Raw genomic sequence first — 2,631 nt, 5'->3', positions numbered from 1 at the left:
ATGGGCCTGACGGAGTTGGACAACATTCCGCGGGAGGTCGCCGGGGTCGACCGATCGGCCGGTGGCCGCCTCGACGCGATGATGCTCGACATGAAAAGGACGTTTGATGAGATCGTCCTGGTCCACGCAACTCCGGAGCGGGCCCGGCAGCTGCTCGACAATCCATTTTACCAGTCGTTGTCGTCATCCTTTGCCGGCACCCAGGAATACATGGCGATGGAGAAGCTCGGCCAGTTGGACGCGACGGGAGACTGGGATCTCATCGTCGTCGACACCCCGCCGACCCGGTCGGCTCTGGACTTCCTCGACGCGCCCACCCGGCTGGGAGCATTTCTGGACGGTCGACTGCTCCGCCTGTTGCTCGCCCCGGCGAAGGCCGGGGGGAAGATGTACCTGAAAGTCGTCGGGGTCGGGCTCGGCGTGTTCGGCAAGATCCTGACCAGGATTGTCGGTGCGCAGCTCCTAGCGGATGTCAGTCAGTTCGTGGCGGCCATGGAAACCATGTTCGGCGGTTTTCGCCAGCGCGCCGAGCAGACATACCAGTTGTTGGGCGCGCCCGGCACCTCATTTGTCGTGGTCGCCGCGCCCGAGGCTGCCGCCCTGCGGGAGGCGTCCTACTTTGTCGACCGGCTGGATTCGGACGGAATGCCGCTGGCGGGCCTCGTCATCAATCGGGTTCACCCGGTGCGCCGCGGGGCCCGCGGGCTGACCGTGGAACGCAGCCTCGCCGCGGCGGAAACACTTGTCGAGCACGCTGAGCATCCGCTGGCAGCGGCGGTATTGCGGGTCCACGCGGAAAGAGTACGGCTGTCCACTCGCGAGAACCGGTTGCGCGAGCGTTTCACCAGCGCGCATCCTGACACGCCGCTGGTCGAGGTCGATGCGCTCGCCGGAGATGTTCACGATCTTGCTGGACTACGCGAGGTCGGTGCCGCGCTCGTCGGGAGTACGTTCTCCACCATGCCGACTGATCTGATCAAGGGCCGGCGATAGCGGACGCGGCGTCGCAGGACGGAGGCTGAAGTCCCCGGAACGCTCTCGGGCCTCCCGGGACGCCGTCATCGAGAAGTTGTCTCTTCGGGGGCGTCGCCATCCCGCGCACCTCACCGGGGTGTGATAATGAGGTGCGAGGGACGAGTCGGAGGCTGGATCGTCAGACTGGGGGCTAGTGTCCGTCCGATGGATATTGGTCGATGCGGGCGATGATCCAGAAGGCGGCCCGCGAGGCGGAGGAGGAGCCGATAGTGGTGTTCTATCGGTGACGACGACAACGTGGCGGGGCGCCTTCTGGGCATTGATCCGCGTGATCGAAGATCCATCGGACAGACCCTAAGTGCGGACGGTCCTAACCCGCGGAGGCGGTCCCATGATGGGCACGCGCGTCTGCGAGCAGCTTCCGCCAGGACGCGACATCGGGCCGCCGCCGCAGAAGTGCGCGGCGTTCCCGTTCAGTCATGCCGCCCCAGACTCCGAATTCGACTCGGTTGTCAAGGGCGTCGGCGAGGCATTCGGTCCGAACGACGCATCCAAAGCAGCGGGTTTTCACCCGATTCTGCGCGGCACCCTGGACGAAGAGATCGTCGGGGTCCAGATCGCGGCAGGCCGCGTTCGCTGTCCAGTCGCCGTCGACGGTCGAGCCGATCAGCTGGGTTGTGCTGGCACGTCGTGCGGCACTGGTGCGGGTAGCCAGGCTGCTGGTCATGCCACCTGCCTTTCTTCTCGAGTCCGGGTCAGGGGGCCCGTGCGGGTGGTGACGTGGCTTCGCCCGAAACCGTACGGAGCGCCCTTGCCACGGCACAGACCCCACACGGGTGGTTGTCCAAATGACCCGTCCGGGCCATTGATCCGGGTCGTGAATGTGGTGCGTTCTGTCACTGGTTCGTGTCGTCCGCGTGACAGTCACGTGTCTGGCGGCTGGGGTCATAGGCTTGTGCCGATTGCGCGGCCGAGTGGTCGCGAGGGGGGCCCGTTTGGAGGTTCCCGGACGTGACAGCGACGACGGAGTCACACCGTCGGTATCCGGAGCCTCCGGCCGGTTCCGGTCGTTCCGGCACCGCCAGGCGCGGCGCACCCGCCGGCGGTCGCATGCCGGCGAGGCCCCGGACGCTTCGGTCGCGGGTCCGGATAGCTGTCGGCCGGGCCGTGCGATTCGTGATCATCACTGGGCTGGCCGGCGTCCTGCTTGCCTTCGTGGCGGTGCCGTTCGCGGCTCTGGTGGGTCTGACGGCCAAGGGCGGGGCCGACTCGTTCCTGGAGCTGCCGGCGAATCTCACCGTTCCGCCGTTGCCCCAGGCCTCCCGCATGCTGGATTCCCAGGGAAATGTGATCGGGTACCTGCGGGGTGAGCAGGACCGGGAGATCGTGGCACTTGACCAGGTGCCGATGGTGATGCGTCAGGCAATCATCGACATTGAGGACTCCCGTTTCTACGAACACACCGGCCTTGATTACAAGGGATTGATCCGGGCCTATGTAACCAACCAGGAATCCGGTTCGGTCACGCAGGGTGGCTCCACTCTTACGCAGCAGTACGTGAAGAACGTCCTGCTCCAGGCCGCGACCACCAGGGAGACGAAAGAGGCTGCGACCGAACAAACGGTCAAGCGAAAGCTTCGTGAAGCGCGTTACGCG

At 65.7% G+C, this 2,631-nt stretch carries 3 protein-coding genes; 2 read left to right on the top strand and 1 reads right to left on the bottom strand.

Annotated elements, in window-relative coordinates:
* On the top strand, positions 1 to 993 hold a 993-nt coding region (locus U9977_RS03480), incomplete at its 5' end, for an ArsA family ATPase (RefSeq protein WP_322747692.1).
* Positions 994 to 1,345: 352 nt separating this feature from the next.
* On the opposite strand, the gene U9977_RS03475 is transcribed toward U9977_RS03480, so the two are convergent.
* A complete protein-coding gene (locus tag U9977_RS03475; RefSeq protein ID WP_322747691.1) occupies positions 1,346 to 1,702 on the bottom strand; it encodes a WhiB family transcriptional regulator in 357 nt (118 codons plus the stop codon).
* A gap of 449 nt (positions 1,703 to 2,151) precedes the next feature.
* On the opposite strand from U9977_RS03475, the gene U9977_RS03470 reads away from it, so the two are divergent.
* Positions 2,152 to 2,631: biosynthetic peptidoglycan transglycosylase (locus tag U9977_RS03470; protein ID WP_322747690.1), on the top strand; the 480-nt coding region annotated here is incomplete at its 3' end.

The organism is Protofrankia sp. Cas8, assembly GCF_963555845.1.
Taxonomy (GTDB): Bacteria; Actinomycetota; Actinomycetes; order Frankiales; family Frankiaceae; genus Protofrankia.
The sequence above is the reverse complement of the archived record's forward strand: the minus strand, read 5'-3'. Positions and strand labels throughout refer to the sequence as shown.